Origin of the sequence: Noviherbaspirillum sp., from assembly GCF_035944575.1 — a bacterium.
GTDB lineage: Bacteria > Pseudomonadota > Gammaproteobacteria > Burkholderiales > Burkholderiaceae_D > Noviherbaspirillum.
Window position 1 is genome coordinate 1 of record NZ_DASZBA010000049.1, and the last position, 2,489, is coordinate 2,489.

Annotated in this window: 2 protein-coding genes; both read left to right on the top strand. The window is 59.2% G+C overall.

Translation table 11 applies throughout. The annotated features are described in order from the left end of the window. The first annotated feature begins 116 nt into the window (after nucleotides 1–116). Nucleotides 117–773 carry a TetR/AcrR family transcriptional regulator gene (locus VGU61_RS02880; RefSeq protein WP_326857599.1) on the top strand — a complete coding sequence of 219 codons (657 nt, stop codon included), beginning with the start codon at nucleotides 117–119 and terminating at the stop codon, nucleotides 771–773. Between the two features lie 25 nt (nucleotides 774–798). Then, nucleotides 799–2,489 (top strand): acyl-CoA dehydrogenase C-terminal domain-containing protein (locus tag VGU61_RS02885; protein ID WP_326857598.1); only part of this gene is annotated, 1,691 nt, incomplete at its 3' end.

Consider the following 2,489-nt stretch of genomic DNA (forward strand, 5'->3'; position numbering starts at 1 on the left):
CCGGTGGATAATAGTACGAGCGTTCGCTTAGTTATCCGCGCCATTTCTTGATCGTTTTTCGAAATTTCAATAGGGCTGCTGTGGCTATCAATATCACTGAATCGACACCGAAATTTATGCGTAAGGGCGAACTGACGCGCGCTGCCATCCTCGACGTGGCACTTGATCTGGCAAGCAGGGACGGCCTTGAGGGCCTGACCATTGGTTTGCTGGCGGACAAGATGAACATGAGCAAGTCGGGGGTGTTCGCGCATTTCGGGTCGCGTGAAGATCTTCAGATTGAAGTCGTCAAGCTGTATCACCAGCATTTCGAACAGGAAGTGTTTTACCCGAGCATGAAGGAGCCACGTGGCCTGCCGCGCCTTCAATCGATGTTCGGTCGCTGGGTCCGGCGCGTGTCGGTCGAGATTGCTTCCGGCTGCATCTATATCAGTGGCGCGGTCGAATATGACGACCGGCCCGGCGCCATCCGCGATCAGCTGGTGAGCATGGTCCATGCATGGCAGGGTGCGCTGCGGCGCTGCGTCAAGCAATGCATCGACATGGGCCACCTCGGGGCGGACACCGATCCGGATCAGCTTGTGTACGAAATGTATGGACTGATCCTGGCGCTGCATCACGACGCCCGATTCATGAAGATGCCCGGCAGCGTCGAGCGCGCACAAACCGGTTTCGAACGCCTGATCCGCAACAATCAGCAGCCACAGCCGGCCGATGACGATAGGCCGGTTGCGAAAGAAAATTCCAAATCCGCTGTACAGAAAACAGCCTAATTCATTCAGTATCAGGAGAATAACTATGGGTCAATATATTGCGCCGTTGCGGGATATGCAGTTCGTGCTGCACGAACTGCTTAAAGTCGAAGAAGAATTAAAGCAACTGCCGGCGCACGCCGAGATCGACGCCGACATCATCAATCAGGTGCTGGAAGAGGGCGGCAAATTCACTTCACAGGTCATTTTCCCCTTGAATCATCCCGGCGACCGCGAAGGCTGCCGCCTGGACAAGGAGACCCACGTCGTGCACACGCCGAAGGGTTTCAAGGAAGCCTACAAGCAGTACGTCGAGGCCGGCTGGCCATCGCTGTCATGCGATCCCGAGTACGGCGGCCAGGGCTTGCCCATCGTGCTGAACAACTCCTTCTACGAAATGCTCAACTCCGCCAACCAGGCCTGGACCATGTATCCCGGCCTGTCGCATGGCGCGTATGAATGCCTGCACGAGCACGGCACGCCCGAACAGAAGGCGATGTACCTGCCTAAGCTGGTGTCCGGCGAATGGACCGGCACGATGTGCCTGACCGAGCCGCACTGCGGTACCGACCTCGGCATGCTGCGCTCGAAGGCCGAGCCGCAGGCGGACGGCTCCTACCGGATCACCGGCGGCAAGATCTTCATCTCCGCCGGCGAGCATGAAATGTCGGCCAACATCATCCACCTCGTGCTGGCACGCTTGCCGGACGCACCGGCCGGCACCAAGGGAATCTCGCTGTTCCTCGTGCCGAAATACATCCCGAACGCCGACGGTACACCGGGCGAACGCAATAAGATTTTCTGTGGTGCGATCGAAGAGAAGATGGGAATCCACGGCAACTCCACTTGCCAGATGAACATGGACGGCGCCATCGGCTGGCTGATCGGCGAGCCGAACAAGGGCCTGAACGCCATGTTCGTGATGATGAATGCGGCCCGTCTCGGCGTCGGCATGCAGTCGCTGGGCCTGACCGAAGTCGCTTACCAGAACGCGGTGGTGTATGCGAAGGACCGCCTGCAGATGCGCAGCCTGTCCGGCGTGAAGGCACCGGACAAGCCGGCCGACCCGATCATCGTCCATCCGGACGTTCGCCGCATGCTGCTGACCGCCCGTGCATTCGCCGAAGGCGGCCGTGCGTTCAGCTCCTACATCGCGCTGCAGATCGACCGTGAACTCAATCATCCGGACGAGCAGGTACGCAAGGATGCCGCTGACGAAGTCGCGCTGCTTACCCCGATCATCAAGGCCTTCCTGACCGACAACGGCTGGATCGCGACCTCCGAGTGCATGCAGGTATACGGCGGCCACGGATTCATCTCCGAGTGGGGCATGGAGCAGTATGTGCGCGACGCCCGCATCAACATGATCTATGAAGGCACCAATACCATCCAGTCGCTGGACCTGCTGGGCCGCAAGATCCTGATGGACAACGGCGCCAAGCTGCGCAAGTTCGGCGACAAGGTCAAGGCGTTCGTGGAAGAGAACGGCACCGACGAAGCGATGTCGGAATTCATCACGCCGCTCGGCGACATCGGCGACAAGGTGGGCAAGCTGACGATGGAAATCGGCATGAAGGCATTCCAGAACCAGGATGAAGTCGGCGCCGCGGCCGTTCCGTATCTGCGCGTGGTCGGACACATGGTATTCGCCTACTTCTTCGCGCAGATGGCGAAGATCGCGTTGGAGAAGCAGGATTCCGGCGACAACTTCTACAAGGCCAAACTGGCGACGGCACG

Excerpts from the sequence above, each read along its gene's own strand:
- VGU61_RS02880 (WP_326857599.1), top strand. The coding sequence starts at position 117 with ATGCGTAAGGGCGAACTGACGCGCGCTGCCATCCTCGACGTGGCACTT.